The sequence below is a fragment of the Desulforhopalus sp. IMCC35007 genome (assembly GCF_005116575.1).
Lineage (GTDB): Bacteria > Desulfobacterota > Desulfobulbia > Desulfobulbales > Desulfocapsaceae > Desulforhopalus_A.
Window position 1 is genome coordinate 13,115 of sequence record NZ_SWCN01000034.1, and the last position, 17,872, is coordinate 30,986.

The 17,872-nt window shown below is 47.5% G+C and carries 11 protein-coding genes and 2 riboswitches; of the genes, 10 read left to right on the forward strand and 1 reads right to left on the reverse strand.

The window, feature by feature from the left end:
- The first annotated feature begins 168 nt into the window (after positions 1 to 168).
- The 6 genes from FCL48_RS22595 (at position 169) to FCL48_RS22620 (ending at position 8,352) form a co-directional block, all read left to right on the forward strand.
- Positions 169 to 1,371: a response regulator gene (locus FCL48_RS22595; RefSeq protein ID WP_136875970.1), complete on the forward strand. Its 1,203-nt coding sequence runs from the start codon at positions 169 to 171 to the stop codon at positions 1,369 to 1,371.
- 100 nt (positions 1,372 to 1,471) lie between these two features.
- Positions 1,472 to 2,617, forward strand: a complete 1,146-nt coding sequence (locus tag FCL48_RS22600; RefSeq protein WP_136875972.1) for an HD domain-containing phosphohydrolase — start codon at positions 1,472 to 1,474, stop codon at positions 2,615 to 2,617.
- 47 nt (positions 2,618 to 2,664) lie between these two features.
- Positions 2,665 to 2,871: a hypothetical protein gene (locus FCL48_RS22605; RefSeq protein ID WP_136875974.1), complete on the forward strand. Its 207-nt coding sequence runs from the start codon at positions 2,665 to 2,667 to the stop codon at positions 2,869 to 2,871.
- Positions 2,872 to 3,548: 677 nt separating this feature from the next.
- Positions 3,549 to 6,770: a PAS domain-containing protein gene (locus tag FCL48_RS22610; RefSeq protein WP_136875976.1), complete on the forward strand. Its 3,222-nt coding sequence runs from the start codon at positions 3,549 to 3,551 to the stop codon at positions 6,768 to 6,770.
- A gap of 110 nt (positions 6,771 to 6,880) precedes the next feature.
- Positions 6,881 to 7,813 carry a glycyl-radical enzyme activating protein gene (locus FCL48_RS22615; RefSeq protein WP_136875978.1) on the forward strand — a complete coding sequence of 311 codons (933 nt, stop codon included), beginning with the start codon at positions 6,881 to 6,883 and terminating at the stop codon, positions 7,811 to 7,813.
- Between the two features lie 242 nt (positions 7,814 to 8,055).
- Positions 8,056 to 8,352: a hypothetical protein gene (locus FCL48_RS22620; protein ID WP_136875980.1), complete on the forward strand. Its 297-nt coding sequence runs from the start codon at positions 8,056 to 8,058 to the stop codon at positions 8,350 to 8,352.
- 148 nt (positions 8,353 to 8,500) lie between these two features.
- Here FCL48_RS22620 and FCL48_RS22625 read toward each other — a convergent pair whose 3' ends face one another.
- Entirely contained in the window at positions 8,501 to 8,707 is a 207-nt protein-coding gene (locus tag FCL48_RS22625) for a hypothetical protein (RefSeq protein WP_136875982.1), read from the reverse strand.
- Positions 8,708 to 8,931: 224 nt separating this feature from the next.
- Positions 8,932 to 9,139: riboswitch (cobalamin riboswitch) on the forward strand.
- Between the two features lie 124 nt (positions 9,140 to 9,263).
- Here FCL48_RS22625 and FCL48_RS22630 point away from each other — a divergent pair.
- The 4 genes from FCL48_RS22630 to FCL48_RS22645 all read left to right on the forward strand — a co-directional run bounded on the left by FCL48_RS22630 (position 9,264) and on the right by FCL48_RS22645 (position 17,485).
- Positions 9,264 to 11,171 carry a sodium:solute symporter gene (locus FCL48_RS22630; RefSeq protein ID WP_136875984.1) on the forward strand — a complete coding sequence of 636 codons (1,908 nt, stop codon included), beginning with the start codon at positions 9,264 to 9,266 and terminating at the stop codon, positions 11,169 to 11,171.
- 379 nt (positions 11,172 to 11,550) lie between these two features.
- A complete protein-coding gene (locus tag FCL48_RS22635) occupies positions 11,551 to 13,317 on the forward strand; it encodes an HlyD family efflux transporter periplasmic adaptor subunit (RefSeq protein ID WP_136875986.1) in 1,767 nt (588 codons plus the stop codon).
- Between the two features lie 33 nt (positions 13,318 to 13,350).
- Positions 13,351 to 15,489 (forward strand): hypothetical protein, encoded by a 2,139-nt coding sequence (locus tag FCL48_RS22640; protein ID WP_136875988.1) that lies wholly within the window; start codon positions 13,351 to 13,353, stop codon positions 15,487 to 15,489.
- Complete coding sequence (locus tag FCL48_RS22645; RefSeq protein ID WP_136875990.1) at positions 15,482 to 17,485, forward strand: preprotein translocase subunit SecA; 2,004 nt, start codon at positions 15,482 to 15,484, stop codon at positions 17,483 to 17,485. Before FCL48_RS22640 ends, FCL48_RS22645 begins: the two co-directional genes overlap by 8 nt.
- Before the next feature lie 307 nt (positions 17,486 to 17,792).
- Positions 17,793 to 17,869, forward strand: a riboswitch (cyclic di-GMP riboswitch).
- Positions 17,870 to 17,872 lie beyond the last annotated feature (3 nt).

Here is a 17,872-nt window from a genome sequence, read left to right on the forward strand (position 1 = left end):
CTGCCTTATCTAAAATAATTTTGAAAGTGCACTGAGGCCACTGAAGAAAGGTCTGTATAAATTTGCAAAAATAAGATCCTGTGAGATAATGAACAGGAGTGGACGGAACGGTGGAAATAGGCTGACCTCGGTTCTACAGCTGAAATTATAAAATCTTGGAGTCGTTTGATGGCCAAAAAATCAATTCTTTTTGTTGACGATGAGCCCAATATCCTTTCGGGGTTAAAAAGGATGCTTCGGGCAATGCGTGACGAGGTGGAGTTCAGCTTTGCCGAGGGTGGACGAGAGGCTCTTGAAATAATGGAAGAAAAAGAAATCCATGTCATCGTTTCAGATATGCGCATGCCCGGAATGGATGGCGCTGCATTACTCAAGACGGTTCAGGAAAAACATCCGCAGATCATCCGTATTATGCTGACAGGCCAGGCAGACGATGAGTCCGTGTGGCGTACCGTCGGTGTTGTTCATCAGTTCCTGGCAAAGCCATCTGATCCCAACACCTTAAAAGAGGTTCTGCTCAGGGCTTGCGCTTTACAGGAGTCAATGAGGAATTCTAATCTCAAAGCAATTGTCTCAAGTCTTGGCAGTCTTCCGAGTCTGCCGACTGTATATAAAAAGCTTTGTGATGCTTTAAAAGACCCCGATTGTGCCATAGCAGATGTCGCCAAGATCATTGGTCAGGATATGGCAATGAGTGCCAAGGTCCTCCAGCTTGTCAATTCGGCCTTTTTTGGCTTGTTTAAGACCATTGACAGTCCCGCGCACGCTGTGAACCTTCTTGGCCTGGATACCATCAAGGCACTTGTTTTGGGAGTAGGAGTGTTTTCGGAAATAACAGCCGAGAACCATAAATCTTTTTCAGTAGCTACGCTCTGGTCCCATTCGGTTGCAATTGCGGCCTTTGCCAAAAAGATTGCTGCATCCGAGACAGACAATAAAGAAGTCATTGATAATTCTTTTATTGCCGGGATGATACATGATATAGGGAAGCTGCTCCTCTTTTCTTCCGTGCAAACACAGTTTATAGAAGCCGTAGAAACTGCGGTAAAACATAATATGTCACTGGTTGAATGCGAACAGGATGTTTTTTCGGTGAACCATTGCGATGTAGGTGGTTATCTCATTGGTCTATGGGGGTTACCCGGCCCTGTAATCGAGGCTATAACCTTTCATCACCGGTTGGAGAGTTACCCGAGTGCTTCTTTCAGTCCTGCTGTAGCTGTACATGCAGCAGATTTCATATATTATACATTGCATCCGCAGAAGAGTGTTGGTGCACCGCCGGAACTCAATGAAAACTATCTCAGCCTTGCAGGTCTTGACGGAAGGCTGGAAAAATGGACGGAACTCTGCAGGGAAGTCGCGGAGTGATTTCTCTTCTGCCACTTGAAAAGCGCTGATGAAACGGCATAGTGAAATTGGTGTTTCTTCTTTGGTATTTACGGTAGCGATGTGGTAATGGTCTAAAATTATGACAGAAAAAATTTTATTTGTAGATGATGAACCCCATGTTCTGCAGTCTATTCAGCGTCAGTTGCGGAAACGTTTCACTCTTGAAATTGCAGAAGGGGGAGCCGAGGCCTTGAGAATACTCAAGGAAAACGGACCATTTGCGGTGATCGTTTCAGACATGCGTATGCCTGAGATGAATGGTGTGGAATTACTGTCGAAGGTGAAAGATCTCTACCCGGATACGGTTCGGATGATGCTCACGGGTAATGCAGATCAGGAAACAGCAATGGATGCTGTAAATACCGGGCATATTTTCAGATTTCTTACAAAACCCTGCCCGCCTGCAACCTTTATTACCTCACTGGCACTTGCACAACGGCAATATCGACTCATCAATGCCGAAAAAGAACTGCTGCAGCAGACCCTGCGTGGGAGTGTGAGTGTTCTCTCTGAACTACTTGGTATCGCAAATCCTGTAGCATTCAGCTCGGCTGGAAGGATAACATATTATGTTGTCCAGGTGGTCAAGGCCTTAAATTGGCATGCTTCCTGGCAGTACGAGATTGCGGCACTGATGTCACAGATTGGCTGCGTCACCCTGCCAGGAGACGTTCTCAATAAGATGTATTCGGGGGTGATCTTGAGTGATGACGAAAGGGTGATGTATGAAAAACATCCGGAAGTAGGGGCCCGGTTGCTGGAAAAAATTCCACGCCTGGAGGCTGTGACCAGGATGATTGCCCTGCAGTTGCTTTCTTATGATCAATACACAGAAGAACTGGTGGCCAATGAAGATGAGGAGGTCATACAAGGAGCACAACTGCTCAAAGCGGTAATTGACTTTGATTTTCAGCTGTTTCGAGGAGTAAACCGGGCCGAAGCCATTAAAAGTCTGCAGAAACAAAAAGGAAGATATAATCCAGCCTACCTGGAAGCCCTGGCAAAGATTAAAATGGATAGTGAGGTCCGTATTATATCAGTGAAGGTGCATGATCTAAGCGTTGGTATGATTCCAATCGACGATGTTGTCGCTAAAAACGGGGCCTTGATTATTCCCAGAGGGCAGGCGATCACCTGGTCCCTGCTTCAGGGCCTGAATAATTTTGTCAGGCAGATTGGTGTGGTAGAGCCGATTGCGGTGCAGGTTGGTAGAAAAGAGGAGTGAGAGTCATTTGCCCCATTTCTTTACATACGTTAACAGTAGATGCGAATATGAATCATATTGACACAATCAGAAAGCAGATAGAAGAAACCCAGGTGGTTTTACGGGAGTCTCAAGAGAATTTTGTCAAAAATCCAGAGAGTTACAGCGCCCGACTCCTTTTAATGAGTACGGAAAATTATCTTGCAGATCTTCTCAGAGAGCTCGACAGGGCAATAGCCGAACTCCCGAGTAAGGGCAGTTCCAGTCTTTCCTGAAATTTTAGATATTTACAGAATATAGTATATCAAATACCTGTTTGGTAGATTGTGTTGAGCTGATGGGGACAGGCCTCAGGTCCTTTTTATTGCCGACGTCAGAGGCTCATGGGCTGCCGGTGAGCATCTCCAGGCCAGCCACCGCATCTTTGAGATCCGTTTTGTGATCAAAATTTATGTCAGCTTTTTCCTCACATAATCGGTAAATTCTACCGAGTGTCCTCCAGTAGCCGCCTGATGGGCCTACATAATTTCGGCAAGGCCTATTTTGCTACCACCGTCCACATCCACGGCAACAGTATCTGGGACAGCCTCCTCGTCTATGCTTGAGTGTATTGCCTGCGGGGATCCGTTTCCCAGGTAAATAATACCAGGGTATCCGGCTGTTTCAAATCTGCCTTTCGGATTGTTCCACAGGCCTGAGTTTTTAATTTGCAGGGTGCCTGTCGGGTTGTTGCTGACAAAAAATATCGCAGTTCCTCGTTCGGGGGCGACGTTGTCATGGGTTCTTTACGAAGGAGGCTCATAAGGAATTTGTGTCCTTTTTTCTCTTATCATATAATAATGTATAATGGCTGTAACATACAGAGTGTGTAGATCCCGTCTGTTGAGTATGTGCATTGACCGGCAGCTTAGAGGGTTTTGACCTGCCTTGAAATTTTTAACACGGAAACCTCATGGAAAACAACCTGTTTAATCGTAGTGTATTTTACTCTACAATCCTGAGATCTGGACTAATTTTAGGGATCTTCTGGTGTCTAGCCATAGGTACTTCGTTGTGGTGGAACCTTAATAATCACAGAGAATCGATTCAGGAACTGGCCGCCACTGAAGCCCGCACGAGTCTTGATAAGGATATCTTGTACAGACGCTGGGTGGCAGGCCATGGCGGAATTTATGTGCCTGTTTCGGAGAAAAATCCTGCCAATCCCTATCTGATCCATATAAAAGAAAGAGACATCGAGACCCCTTCCGGCAAACAATTAACGTTATTCAATCCTGCATACATGACCCGGCAGGTGTTTGAACTGGGTGAGCAGCTATATGACATTCAGGGGCACCTGACTAGTCTGAACCCTCTACGTCCGGAAAATCAGCCCGATGCGTGGGAAGTACAGGCACTTAAAAGCTTTGGGAATGGAAGTACCGAGGAGAGTGCACTGGTTAAAGTGGGTGAGGAAGAGGTTCTTAGAGTCATGCGGCCAATGATTATAGAGCCGGGCTGTCTGCGTTGCCATGGAGGGCAGAATTACAAGGTTGGTGATGTCAGTGGTGGTTTAAGTGCAACGGTTCCGATGGCAAAGTATAACGCTATTGCAGACAGGTATACTTCTGGTGTGGCGTATGCCCATCTGGCGATTCTCCTCGTAGGGCTTGGTGGTATTTTTTCTGCATTCAGCGTTCTGCAGAAAGTGGACAGTAAAAGGGTTGCCAGTCAACGGGCTCTGCAGGAAAGCGAGAACCAGCTGCGGACTGTATTTGGGGCAGCAGAAAATGTTGCTTTTATCACAACTGATTTTAAAGGGGATACAACAAAGATAGAGAGTTTTAGTCCCGGGGCAGAGAAGGTCTTTGGTTATCCTGCAGAGGAGGTCCTAGGTCATCCGTTGAGCCTGCTTTACCCTGCTGGGGGGAAGGATGAATTCTCAGCATCTCAGGAAGAAATATGTAAAACTGGTGCTGGAGTTTCCAAGGAGTCGATTCTGCTGAGAAAATCAGGAGTTGAGTTCTCTGCTTTACTCTCTGTTCACCCACTTGCCAATGCATCCGGCATGTTTGTTGGAACGGTAGTTGTGGCGATTGACATTTCAGAGAGAAAAAAAATCGAGGAAGAGCTCAGGCAGAGTAATGAAATGGCTATTGCCTTATTAAACGCCAATAGCGAATCTTTATTTCTGTTAAATCTTGATGGTATTTTTATTGCCATGAACAAGGTGACGGCTGCGCGATATGGTAAAACGCCAGAGGAGCTTATTGGTAAATGCGCCTATGATCTTTTTTCTCCGGAGCTAGCCCAGCAGAGAAGGCAAAAGGTTGAACAGGTTGCAGAAACAAAAGAACCTCTGACGTTTTCCGACGTGCGGGAGGGAGTAATGTTTTACCACACAGTCTATCCGCTCTTTGATGTTGAGGGGAAGGTTAACCGGGTGGCTGTCTATTCCCAGGATATAACAGCACAAAAAACAGCGGAAGCGCTGTTGAAGCAAGATGTGGAGCTCAATAGAGAAGTTGCTGCAATTTCCACGGAGTTGCTTTCTGAAGTCTATGATATCGAAACGGTTTCTCTGAGAGCATTGAAGGCGGTTTTAGCACTCACCGGAAGCAGACATGGTTTTGTCTCATCCATAGATCAGAAGACCCTGGAAAATGTCGGCCACATACTCACGGATATGGGTGGCGATCAGTGTCAGATCAGAGACCAGAAAACTGTTTTTTCCATTGGTGAGGATGGAAAATATCGGGGGCTCTGGGGCAGTGTCTTAAACAGCAGGCAGCCCATGTATACCAATTCTCCAGAAACACATCCCCATTCTGTCGGTGTTCCGGAAGGGCATGTCGCAATCAGAAATTATCTGGCGGTACCTGTGATGATGGGAGACAGGCTTCTTGGAATGATTGCGCTTGCCAATTCGGAAAAGGGCTATCAGGAAAGTGATTTCTTTGCAGTCCAGAGGGTTGCCGAGGTCTATGCCCTGGCCATCCATAGAAATGACTACGAAAAAGAACGCATTGAAATGGACCAAAGGCTTCGGCAACTGCAGAAAAATGAAGCGATAGGCTCTCTTGCGGGAGGTATAGCTCACGATTTTAACAATATTCTTACGCCCATTATCGGCTATGCCGAATTTCTAAAGGATGATATTCCCAAAGAAAGCCCAATGTGGGAAAGTATCCAACAGGTACTGCTTGCAGCCCATAGAGCAAAAGAACTGGTGAAGCAGATACTCACCTTTAGCCGGCAGAATGAACAGGAAGTCAGACCTCTGAAAACGAATCAGGTTATTAAAGAGGTTGTTGATCTCGTTGAAGCAACCCTGCCGTCAACGATTAAGGTGCATCATGATATTGACCCGGATAGCCATATGATTATGGCTGATCCGACGCAGATTCATCAGGTCGCCATGAACCTGTTGACCAATGCCTTTCATGCAATGGAAGCGGAGGGTGGCGTTCTTACCGTATCGTTGCAGAATGTTGATATAACAAAAGATACTGTTGTCGCGGCAGGGCTGGACCTTTCCCCGGGCCCTTATGTGGTGCTTGTTGTTGAAGATAGTGGTGAAGGAATAAGTGATGCGTCTATTGATAAAATCTTTAATCCTTATTATTCCACCAAGCCACTTGGCAAGGGAACCGGCCTTGGTCTTTCTGTGGTCTATGGTATCGTCAAAAATTACAAGGGTGAAATCAATGTTGAGGGGCGTCCTGGCAGGGGGGCGCGCTTTAGTGTGTATCTGCCAGCGGTAGAACATGAATTGCGACTCCACCCTGCCTTGAGGGAACTCCGTGAGTTTGAGGGAACGGAGACAATATTGCTGGTAGATGACGATATTTCTGTTTTGAGAATGGAAAAGAGACTTCTTGAACGTTATGGCTATACGGTAGAAATGAAGGAGAAAAGCCTTGAAGCTCTGCAGGAAATACTCTTAAACCCTGACAGGTATGACCTTCTCATTACGGATTTGACCATGCCGGGAATTACTGGCGACAGGCTCACCAGGAAGGTGAGAGAAGTAAATTCCACCATGGGAATTATTATTTGTACCGGTTTTAGCGAAACAATGACACCCGAGAGAGCCAGTGCTATAGGAGCCCAGGGATTGCTGATGAAGCCGGTGGGATCGTTGGAAATGGCAAAGATGGTCAGAGAAGTTCTGGATCAAAGAAAAGAGACATGAGAAATTTCGGGTGTGATTGACAGTATAAGGTCTGATACTGTAAAAGTATGAGCCCGCCTGATGTACACGGTGGGCTTTTTCATTACTCACACTCAGCCCTGGTCGTAACGATGACGAATACAGCAATTTCATCTATAAAAGGTATTGTGTTTAATATACAGAAATACTCTGTCCACGACGGGCCAGGTATACGAACTGTAGTCTTTCTTAAAGGCTGTCCTCTTTCTTGCGTATGGTGCAGTAATCCGGAGTCACAGGGATTCAAGCCACAACTGGCATATAACGAGAAAAAATGTATTACACTGTTTCAATGTGATAATTGCCAAAAAGTGTGTACGGCTGGTGCCCTCGTCTGGGGGGATAATGATAAAATCAAAGTTCTTTGGGAGAACTGCACCGCCTGTCTTGCCTGTACGGAAGTGTGTCCGGCTGAAGCGCTGATTACCTACGGGGAAGAAAAGAGCGTCAGAGAAGTTATCGACCAGGTTGAAAAAGATGCTTCCTTTTATGCACGTTCAGGTGGAGGTTTGACCCTGAGCGGTGGTGAGCCTCTCGCCCAGGCCAAATTTGCCATTGCCCTGTTGAAAGAGGCCAGACTCCGTTATATAAAAAGTGCTATTGAGACTTGTGGGAATGTAAAAACTGAAGACCTGCTTGAGGCGAGCAGATACTGCAATATGATAATGTTCGATTTAAAATCAATGGACTCACGAAAACATAAGGAGTTCACCGGTTCTGGTAATGAACGGATCCTTCATAATTTTATTGAATTGCGTGAAATGTATCCAAAACTCCCCATTCGTGTTCGTACCCCGGTAGTGCCCGGATTTAATGACAGTAAAAAAGATATCCAGGCAATTGTGGATTTCCTCAAAGGCAAAAATGTAGAATTTGAACTCCTGGCATACCATCGGTTTGGTGCACAGAAATATAATAATATTGGCCTGAACTATCCTTTAGGAGAGATCTCTCTTGATAATGACACCTTTTTGACTCTTCAACAAGTTGCCCGACAAAATGAAGTTACAATTTCATCTGAATAAAAAACTGGATATGTTCCCGCTGTATTGAGCTGTATCTCCATTACTTTCCTTAAGATAGGAAATATCTCACAACTGAAATGAGTTTTTTTTCATTAGCCCTGCCGGGGGAGACAACCATCTTCTCGTGCATTGGGAATGGTGTCCTGTTTTTGGTATGTTCTCTCCCTGGAAAATGCATATAATTGACTGTGAACAAGTATAAAGGTGACGAATCGTAATGCTAATAATACTGGAGGACGCCAATGAACAAAATTGTACTCTGTGCAAGTGATCCGACTTACAGGGCAAATTACCTGGATAATCTGGAATTACCTGATAATTATATGTGTGACTTTAGTGTGATGGGTTTTGTTGTAGATGAGTATGATAGTGCTGCGGCCCTTCTCGTGTCCGCGGGATATCAGCTCAGCCAGGTCAAAGGCGGGGCTGAGATACCAATACATGCAGCAGATCAGCTGCTCAACATTAGAAGTATTCTGGCAAAAGAAAACATACGCTGTGAATACACCGATATTGCAGATTCACTGTATCAGGCATGATAGGAGGAGGAAAACCACCAGGTGGGTGGTTTTGGTCAGTCGAGTTCAAGGATTCTGCACAGTCTGCAAAATGGTCAGAACACAGCTGTCTATAAAAATACGGGAGATAAATCTAACATTTTGAAGATGTGGAGAGCTGGAAAGCTGATCACTCCTCACCTGCAAAGGCTATCTCCATATCAATCATTTCTCTTGCTCTTTCAAAGGCTCGTTGTTCATTTTCACCGCCCATTTTAACATGTTGTGTCTTTCCGGTTGGATCAGTGATATCGAAACTGAACTGAGCACACATGTTTGCTTTTGAAGTGACCGTTATTTTCCAGCCCTTGTAGCTGTCAGTCGATGTTGTATCCATAATACACTCCAGGTATGGGGTTAGAGAGCTCCTTCCTGCAAACGTAATAACCTCCTTCTACTATAAACAGGCAAGCCTCACGGGGAAGGACAAAAAACACATTATACAGGTATCCTGTATCGTAGGGACTTGACAGCTTTATGCATCTACAATAGATGATAGTGATGTCGAAAAGAATCATACTTTCGACGTTCATTTCAGGTAAAGCTTGTTGGTGATCCTATCTATGGATCCGTGTTTCTTGTTTTTACTAAAAAACAGGAGGCCGCAGGGAACCCGGTGCGATTCCGGGACGGACCCGCCGCTGTGTGTGAGGACGAACACCGTAACAGGTCACTGTGCTGTATAAAAATTCTTCGAAACAGCATGGGAAGACACGGTAAGTAGGTTGATTCACGAGTCAGAATATCTGCCAGCCAAGCAATAATTTTCTCGGAGAGATGGTAAACCCCCGAGCTGACACGTGTCGGTTCGGTTACAGCTGGACCGCACATCATTGTACAGTGTGCGGGAGGCTGGAGACGTGCAGCCAGACCGCAGATTGTCTGGAGGGTGTATGGACGGGTATCCCATTTTTATGATGTTGCTTTCAGGTTATATCCTGCTGCTGATTGGAACCGGTTATTATTTTAATAAGCGGCAGACCTCAATTCGAGAGTTTCTGCTGGCCGGCAAGCGGGCCGGTGCCTTTTCTGTTGGTTTTTCGGCAGCCGCTTCCTGGCTGACAGCCGGGGCCTTGCTTGCTGTTGTCGGTTTTTTCATGTTACTTGGGATGGGTTCTATCTGGGGGTTTGTCGCCCCCAACGTCATCGCTTTACTGGTCATTGCACTACTGGTGCATAAGATCCAGTCCATTCCTGCCATGACTCAACCTGAGTTACTGGAGATCAGATACGGCTCCTTTTTACGTACCCCGGTGGCTTTGATTATCATCGTTGTGATGATTCTTTTTGCTGTGGCAGATATCAAGGGTTTTGCCATGGTTTTGCAGATTTTTTATGGCATCAGCAATTTGCAGGCAGCTTTGATCGTAGGCTTTTCCGTAGCAGTTTATGTCACAATGGGCGGCTTTTCAGCCGTTCTTGCAACCGATGTGATCCAGTTCCTCTGTCTCTCGTTCTTTGTTTTGATCATGTCTGTTTTGGTTCTTTCAGGTGCGGGAACTGTTTCCGGAATGGGGCTCGGGCAAATGGCAATGGCAATGGAGAGCTCCTGGTGGAATCCAATGTCCATCGGTTTGCCGATGGTGTTGATTTTCTGTTTTGCAATTATTCCCGGCTGGGTAACAGAGCAGGATCCCTGGCAGAAAATATGGGCTGCGCGGGGGCAGAAGTCAGCTCAAACAGGTTTTGTTCTAGGGGCACTTTTAGTCGCCCTGGTATTTGCTGGATGTGCTTTCATTGCCCTTGGCCTGCAGTTTATCTATCCTGAAATTGCCAGGATGGGGTTTCCCATGGGGATGGCAAAAGCCGAACCCGCTCTTTTAAACTTTATCATGGATGGTGGATATTCTGATCTGGCCGTGGCTCTTTTTGCCGTGGCCCTTGCTTCTGCAGCAATGTCATGTACGGATACCTTTGCCGCCTCGGGAGCATCGTGTATTGCCAGAGATATTTATCAGCGTCGAATAAATCCGGCAGCATCAATGCGGCAGATGCTGACAGTTAACCGGCTCAGCGTATTGTTTATCATTTTTTGTGCGACTCTTGGTTCCTTTTTCATCCATTCCATTATCGATGCCATTCATATCGCGACCTTTATTGCAAGTGCCTCATATTTCTTTGTCCTGATGGGCGGTTTGTTCTGGCGTCGTGGAACCGGATCTGGTGCAACTGCTTCTATGCTGACCGGTTTTGTTCTGCAATGTACGCTGGTGATTTTAGATCTATTATGGACAGTGCCAGGAGCACCGCCGTATCTGGAGACCCTGCATCCTCTTCTGACCAGTCATGGTGTGATTGTTGCCATGGGAGCAAGCGGTATCGTCTACGTTCTGGTGTCACTTGCCTCCAAACCTGCAGAGGATTTCAGGCTGGCCCCATTCTTTGCAGATAAAGCGCGGCTACTGACTCAGTCAGCTCCCCAAAATGCAGCTCAGCGGTTAATGCCTGGAATGGCAGATGTTCTGGAAGTGATAAAAGACAATAAGGTGTATTTGCGGGTGAGGGTCGATTTGCCTCAACATCTTTCCTGGATAGAGTGTATTCAGCAAATGGATGCGACACATCCCCACTGGATTTCTTTTGGCGGCTTTGATTCTATCAGGAGATGCACGAGACCGGAAATTCTTCACTGTGCCTGCCTTATTCGAGGTTCTTTAGCTTCTGATGCCTGTCTCGAAATTGAAGGGGATGGGGCAAATATCCGTGAACTAAAGGATGAGGTTGCAGCAGCCTACGCTGAGATTATGACCACTCTTGGGATTGAAGTGCCAGAGATGACAGGTCGTGCTGTCAGGAGCTGATTGTTCACTTCCGGCTGGTAAAATCCATGGGGACCAACCGACTAAAGCCCTTCATGTGTGTCTGGTTTGTGGCGCACATGGAGGGAGACATGGGGCTTTATTCCGTCGCCCTTTTCACGAGAGAGGAAAAAGTAACATAATTTATGTCAGGGTTGCACTAGAGATGATGCTGCCATTATGTGGTTGTATTCACGGGTTTTTTGTGGAATGTTCTTTGGTCCTGGAATGTGTTGTGAATCAGTATTTACCAGTTTTAGGATAATATCTTTGGTAACAATGATCTGTGGTGCTAGAATACATGTTGCAAGTCAGTAACGTAAAAGATTGGATCCTTTTTTAATAATCCGTTCTAAGTGATCATAAAGTTAACAACTGTTACATGGATCGACTCACCCAAAATTGGCTTTTAAAGTTGTGCGGAATGCTGCACGGTATCAGCAGTGCCGTTGTGCTGGTTAATGTGTCAGACACAGAAACCTATACTCCAACAGCATTCTGGCCTGAAAATCTGACCGATTTTCAGGGTTTCGCGCGAATGGCAAAAACCGCTCAATCCCATGGCAAATGTGTCTTGATACAGAATAAGGGTACGGGTACAGAGACCGGCGAGCCCTTTGACACGATTGCATACCCGCTGTTTTTTGATGGCCAGCTTTATGGTGCACTGGTTATTCAGATGTCCAGTCGGGTAGTTGCAAGGCAGCAGGCCGCCATGCAGCTGATAGAGGGGGCTGCCTGCTGGTTTGAGTTCATTGTTAAACAGCAATCTTCAGCCGAGAAAAATCAACTGGTCACTATTGTTGAGCTTGTGGCATCCTGTCTGGAACATGAAAGGTTTCAGGCAGCCGCCACAGATGTGATGACAGATCTCACACGTCGACTCTCCTGTGACCGTGTCAGCATTGGCTTTCTCCACGGTCAGGGTGCAAAGATTGAGGCCGTCTCACACAGTGGAAGATTTGACAGCAGGTCAAACCTTATCCGCGACCTTGGAGAGGCTATGTACGAGGCCTCGGAACAGAACAGTACCATTATCTATCCTTCTGGGACAACCGAGGATGTTTATCTTACACGTTGTCATGCTGTTCTTGTTGAAGAGCACAGGATTGGCACGATTTTAACTGTTCCTTTTGCCGTGGGTGGAAAAATTGTAGGTGCAGTCCTGGCAGAGAGACCGTCTGACAGGCCTTTTGACCTTGCGACGCAAGAACAGTTTCAGCATATCGTATCAATGATCGGTCCTGTTCTTGATGTACGCTATCGTGACGAACAATGGCTGCCACAGAAAATATACAATGCAGTTACAGGTTCGTTGGGCAAGCTCATAGGTCCTGGTCATATAGGTCGAAAGCTCACTGTTGCCGCCACTCTTTTTGGTATGGCTTTTTTGTCGCTCACCTCCGCCGATTATCGGGTCACCGGTGACGCACGGCTTGAGGCCAGGACGCAACGGGTGATGGCGGCTCCACAGGCAGGGTATATTGCCAGCACCAATGTACGGCCCGGAGATGTTTTCCAAAGCGGAGACATTCTCGGAGCACTTGATGATAAAGATCTCAAGCTGGAGTATCGAAAATGGTCGAGTCAACTGGAACAGCAGCAAAGAGAATATAGAGACGCCCTTGCCGAACACGACCGCGCGAGGGTGAGTATCATCAGCGCTAGAATATTACAGTCTAGAGCCCAGCTGAATCTGGTGGGTGAGCAGCTCAATCGCACTCAGTTTACAGCCCCTTTTGACGGCATCGTTGTCAGTGGTGATCTCAGCCAGGTTCTTGGGTCGCCCGTAGAACGGGGCGAGGTATTGTTTGTCGTAGCTCCTCTGATTGCTTACCGGGTCATTGTTGAGATAGATGAACGTGATATCGGCTATCTGAAAGAGGGGCAACCCGGCACGCTGGTTCTTTCCGGGATGCCGGGAAAACCACTCCCTTTCATCGTAGAACAAGTCACCCCTGTATCTGTTGCGGAAGAGGGGCGTAATTTTTTTCAGGTGGAAGCAAAGATACAAGAAAACTCCGACCTGCTTCGTCCCGGTATGGAAGGTGTTGCTAAAGTCAATATTGACCGTCGAAAATTGTTGTGGATATGGACGCATAAGCTCGTCGACTGGTGGCGCTTGACCTTCTGGTCGCTTCGGCCATAATAGCATCATGGTAATAGGGAAAAGATAACATACATGTCTCTCTACAGTACATACTGGTACCGGGTGGCTGAGATAATACCGCGTTTACGCAGTCATGTTCGGCTCTATCGGCATATCTATCGCAACCAGAGCTGGTATATTCTGCAGGACCCTTCGTCGAGTCGTCAGCACAGGTTTAACAGGAGTGCCTACGTTATCATCGGCCTGATGGACGGGGTGAAGACTCTTCAGGAGATCTGGAATACGGCGGCTGAGACGCTTGGTGATGAGGTCCCCACCCAAGATGAAATTATCCGTCTTCTCGGGCAACTTCATTCGGCCGACGTCCTGCAAAGCGATATCCCTTCTGATACCCTTGAGCTTTTTGAACGTCAGGACAAACAGCGCGGTAAGTGGAAACAGCGACTGTTGAACCCGCTTGCCCTGAGGTTCCCCCTGGTTGATCCTGATCACTTTCTCGTTAAATGGATGGGTTTTGTTCAGCCGTTTGTGAGTTCGGCTATGCTCCTGCTGTGGTTTCTTATTGTCGGGTCGGCGTTCGTCCTTGCGGTTATCCACTGGCCCGAATTAACCAGCAACATGGCTGACCGGGTGTTGAAGCCTGAAAACCTGCTTATCCTCTGGCTGGTGTATCCGCTCGTGAAGTTACTGCACGAGCTAGGTCATGCTTTTCTCATCCGTATTTGGGGTGGTGAAGTGCACGAGATGGGTATCATGCTGCTTGCTTTTACCCCAATTCCTTATGTTGAAGCGTCCGCCTCTGGTGCCTTCCCGGATAAACGTAAACGCATGGGGGTAGCTGCAGTCGGTATGGGCGTGGAGTTGTTTGTCGCCTCCCTGGCCCTGTTTCTCTGGTTGAATGTTGAGTCGGGGCGAGTCAGTGCAATTGCCTATAACGTAATGCTGGTTGGCGGCGTATCCACCCTGCTCTTTAACGGCAATCCTCTGCTTCGCTTTGACGGCTATTATGTCCTTGCGGACTGGATTGAAATCCCAAATCTTTCTCAGCGCTCAACCCGGTATCTCGGTTACCTGCTGCAGCGATACCTTTTTAATAGTGAAGATTCCGTGTCACCGGTGACTGCCGCTGGAGAACGTCCCTGGTTTGTCTGCTACGGTATCGCCGCTTTTTTCTATCGCTTATTTGTGTTGGCTGCACTTACTCTTTTTGTCAGCAGCAAGTTTTTCATCGTTGGGATCCTCATTGCGATCTGGGCAATCTTCACTCAGATTTTGCTCCCTGTGATAAAGCATAGCTATGGTTTTTATACTTCTGTCCGGGGGCGCCGCAAACGAACGCGTTTTATCACTGCATCTATAGTGACCACCACTGTGGCGGCTATCCTGTTTTTTGGGGTGCCGATACCTCTTAGGACGAAGATAGAAGGAGTCGTTTCGTTGCCCGAAAACTCTCGTATCCGTGTTGGTACGGATTGTTTTATTGCGGAAGTCCTGGCGCAAAACGACAGCGTAGTGGAAAGTGGACAACCGCTGGTCCGCTGTGAAGACCCCTTTCTTGAGGCAGAGGTTCAGGTGCTTGAGGCTAACCTTCAGGAAGCCCAGGCACGATACAATGGTGAACCACTTCAGGAAAGAGTGCAGCGTGAAATCCTCAAAGAAGAGGTAGGTTCGGTTAAGGCTGATCTTGCCCGGGTCCTGGAACGCAAGAATGAGTTGGTCGTAAAAAGCCCAGGCAAGGGCCTTTTTGTTCTGCCAGGTGGCGAGAATCTTCAAGGACATTTTGTGGAGCAGGGTGCTCTTTTAGGTTATATCATGGGGGCAGCCGAGTCGAACGTGGTGGTCGCTGTCAGTCAGTCTGATATTTCCCTGGTGCGGGAGAAAACCAAGAGTGTTGAGCTGCGACTTGCCGGGAATCTCGGCAAAACATATACAACGACAATCACAAGAGAAGTCCCGGCGGCAAGCGATCATCTTCCAAGCCCTGTCCTCGGTACTGCCGGAGGTGGAAAGATTCCGGTTAATCCCGCTGACCCAAACGGCTTGCAAACAATGACAAAGACCTTTCAGCTTGAAATCAGGCTGCCCTTGAAAAAACAGGATATTCGGATCGGCGAACGGGCATACGCGCTCTTTGACCACGGTTATGAACCGGTCGCCCTGCAATGGTATCGTTCTCTCAGAAAGCTCTTTCTGCGTCAATTCCATGTTTAATGAGCGGTTTTCACCAGAAGCAGCACAGCTTCGGCCTGGTATAGCAGGTGGGTATTATCCTGAGCGTCCTCAAAATTCTTCCGGTTGGCTGCAAAAGGCAGTTCATTCTCTGGCTGGGGTTGTAAAAAGCGGTGCAATTTCCAGGCGAAAGATGGATAAGATCGTGGGGAGGATTCATCACCATAGTCACCTCTTTGAAAAGTTGGATGATGAGGGAATGCGTGCAAAAACAAGGGAAATTCGAAGGCAGCTTCATCAACGGGGACTGACTGAAAATCTTACAAGCCAGGCTTTTGCCCTGGTGCGGGAAATAGCTGGCCGAACCATTAACATGCGCCATTTCGACAGCCAGTTGATGGGTGGCTGGATCATGGTTCACGGTGGTCTGGCCGAGATGGAGACTGGAGAGGGCAAAACTCTTACAGCAGTTCTTGCCGCGGCTACTGCCGCACTGGCAGGTATTCCGGTGCATATTATCACTGTCAACGATTATCTTGTGAGCCGTGATGCCAAGGTAATGAGCCCGGTCTATCAGGCGCTCGGCCTCAGCATAGGAGCAGTTACCGCTACTATGGATGAAGTGGCCAGGCGCAGCGGCTACGGTTGTGATATCACCTACTGTACCAACAAGCAACTGGCCTTTGATTATCTTCGAGATCGTATTTTACTTGGTAACGATCACGGTCGAATGCGGCTGCAGCTTGAAAAAGTCCACGACGGTAACGCCCGCGCCAAGCGCCTGTTTTTGCGGGGCTTATGTTTTGCTATTGTTGATGAGGCGGATAGTGTGCTCATTGATGAAGCCATTACGCCCCTTATAATTTCGCGGGAAAGTGAGGGCTCTGAAGAAAAAGAGACCTACCTGCAGGCAATGGCTTTTGCAAAAAATCTTGAAGCAGGCAGGGATTTTGAAGTCGATCAGAGAGAACGTCAGACCCAGTTGAGTGAAGAAGGCAGTAAACGGTTAGCGGAAGCTGCCAAAGTCCTTGGTGGTATCTGGAGCGGTATGAGGCGCAGGGAAGAACTGGTTTGCCAGGCTCTTTCCGCTGAATTTTTGTACCTGCGTGACCGTCATTATCTTGTCCAGGACGATAAGGTTATGATTGTTGACGAAAATACCGGCAGGGTCATGGCGGACCGTTCCTGGGAGCGTGGCCTGCACCAGATGATCGAAATCAAGGAAGGGTGCGAAGTTACGGCGCAGCGGGAACACCTGGCCCGCTTAACCTACCAGCGTTTTTTTCGGCGCTATCTTCGCCTGGCAGGAATGACCGGAACAGCAAGAGAAGTTCATCGGGAATTGTGGTCTGTCTATGGTTTGCAGGTATTACGGGTGCCTACCAATAAGCCAAGCAGGCGAAAAGATGTGGGGCATCATGTATATCAAGATCAAACAGAAAAATGGACCGCTGTGGTGCGTCATGTCAAAAAGATGCAGCAATCAGGTCGTCCCACACTTGTTGGTACCCGGTCGGTTGGAGATTCTGAACATCTGAGTAAACTGTTGCATTCAATTGGCATTGTCCACCAGGTACTTAACGCGCGTCAGGACGAATCTGAAGCAGAAATTGTCGGTCGAGCAGGCGAAAAGGGTTGTGTCACTGTGGCCACAAATATGGCCGGTCGGGGGACAGATATTCCGCTCGGTAGAGGTGTGGCGGAACTAGGGGGGCTGCATGTCATTTCCACTGAGCGCAACGAGGCACAGCGCATTGATCGTCAGCTCTATGGGCGTTGTGGACGCCAGGGGGATCCCGGCAGCTACGAATCAATTCTTTCGCTGGACGACGAACTCCTTGCGCATCACCTCAGCGACTTTTTACGGGTAATTCTCAATCGTTTAGTGGCCGAAGGTAAATTCCAAAGTCTGGCATTTCTTGCCATGCGCCAAGCCCAATCTGCGAGGGAGCGTCGTTACCTGCGTATGCGTCGCGATCTGCTGCAGGTAGATGAACAACTCGGCAGGTTGCTGGCTTTTAGTGGCAGGATGGAATGATGCGCTGATCATTTTCTCTGACAAATGAGTTGCTCTCTATTTTTTAAAAAATCTGTATTTCTAAATATCTAGTTACTTCGCCGTTATTACCAAATGGTAATTCAAGACACAAAATAGTTCCTGAAGTCAACTTCTGCTTACGCTGTATTGATCAACTCATTGATATTATTTAAATTAAAAACAATACCAAATGGACCGATTATTGCATAAAGCTATTGTGTTGTTGGTATTTAGCTGGACCAGCGCGTCCAGATGTGTCCAACACCGGTGATGAACGGTAAGCCGGCATAAGTACCTTCAAGAAATAAAAAGACAAAGCCAAACCTGTCGTAAGGCGGGGACGGAAAGCCACGGGTCCTGAAAAAGGATAGCCGGGTTGCCTTGTTA

What these genes read in the sequence shown, in the direction of transcription:
- FCL48_RS22605 (WP_136875974.1), top strand. Translation starts at nt 2,665, where the DNA reads ATGAATCATATTGACACAATCAGAAAGCAGATAGAAGAAACCCAGGTG.
- FCL48_RS22595 (WP_136875970.1), top strand. Translation starts at nt 169, where the DNA reads ATGGCCAAAAAATCAATTCTTTTTGTTGACGATGAGCCCAATATCCTT.
- FCL48_RS22615 (WP_136875978.1), top strand. Translation starts at nt 6,881, where the DNA reads ATGACGAATACAGCAATTTCATCTATAAAAGGTATTGTGTTTAATATA.
- FCL48_RS22620 (WP_136875980.1), top strand. Translation starts at nt 8,056, where the DNA reads ATGAACAAAATTGTACTCTGTGCAAGTGATCCGACTTACAGGGCAAAT.
- FCL48_RS22635 (WP_136875986.1), top strand. Translation starts at nt 11,551, where the DNA reads ATGGATCGACTCACCCAAAATTGGCTTTTAAAGTTGTGCGGAATGCTG.
- FCL48_RS22630 (WP_136875984.1), top strand. Translation starts at nt 9,264, where the DNA reads ATGGACGGGTATCCCATTTTTATGATGTTGCTTTCAGGTTATATCCTG.
- FCL48_RS22625 (WP_136875982.1), bottom strand. Translation starts at nt 8,707, where the DNA reads ATGGATACAACATCGACTGACAGCTACAAGGGCTGGAAAATAACGGTC.
- FCL48_RS22640 (WP_136875988.1), top strand. Translation starts at nt 13,351, where the DNA reads ATGTCTCTCTACAGTACATACTGGTACCGGGTGGCTGAGATAATACCG.
- FCL48_RS22610 (WP_136875976.1), top strand. Translation starts at nt 3,549, where the DNA reads ATGGAAAACAACCTGTTTAATCGTAGTGTATTTTACTCTACAATCCTG.
- FCL48_RS22645 (WP_136875990.1), top strand. Translation starts at nt 15,482, where the DNA reads ATGTTTAATGAGCGGTTTTCACCAGAAGCAGCACAGCTTCGGCCTGGT.
- FCL48_RS22600 (WP_136875972.1), top strand. Translation starts at nt 1,472, where the DNA reads ATGACAGAAAAAATTTTATTTGTAGATGATGAACCCCATGTTCTGCAG.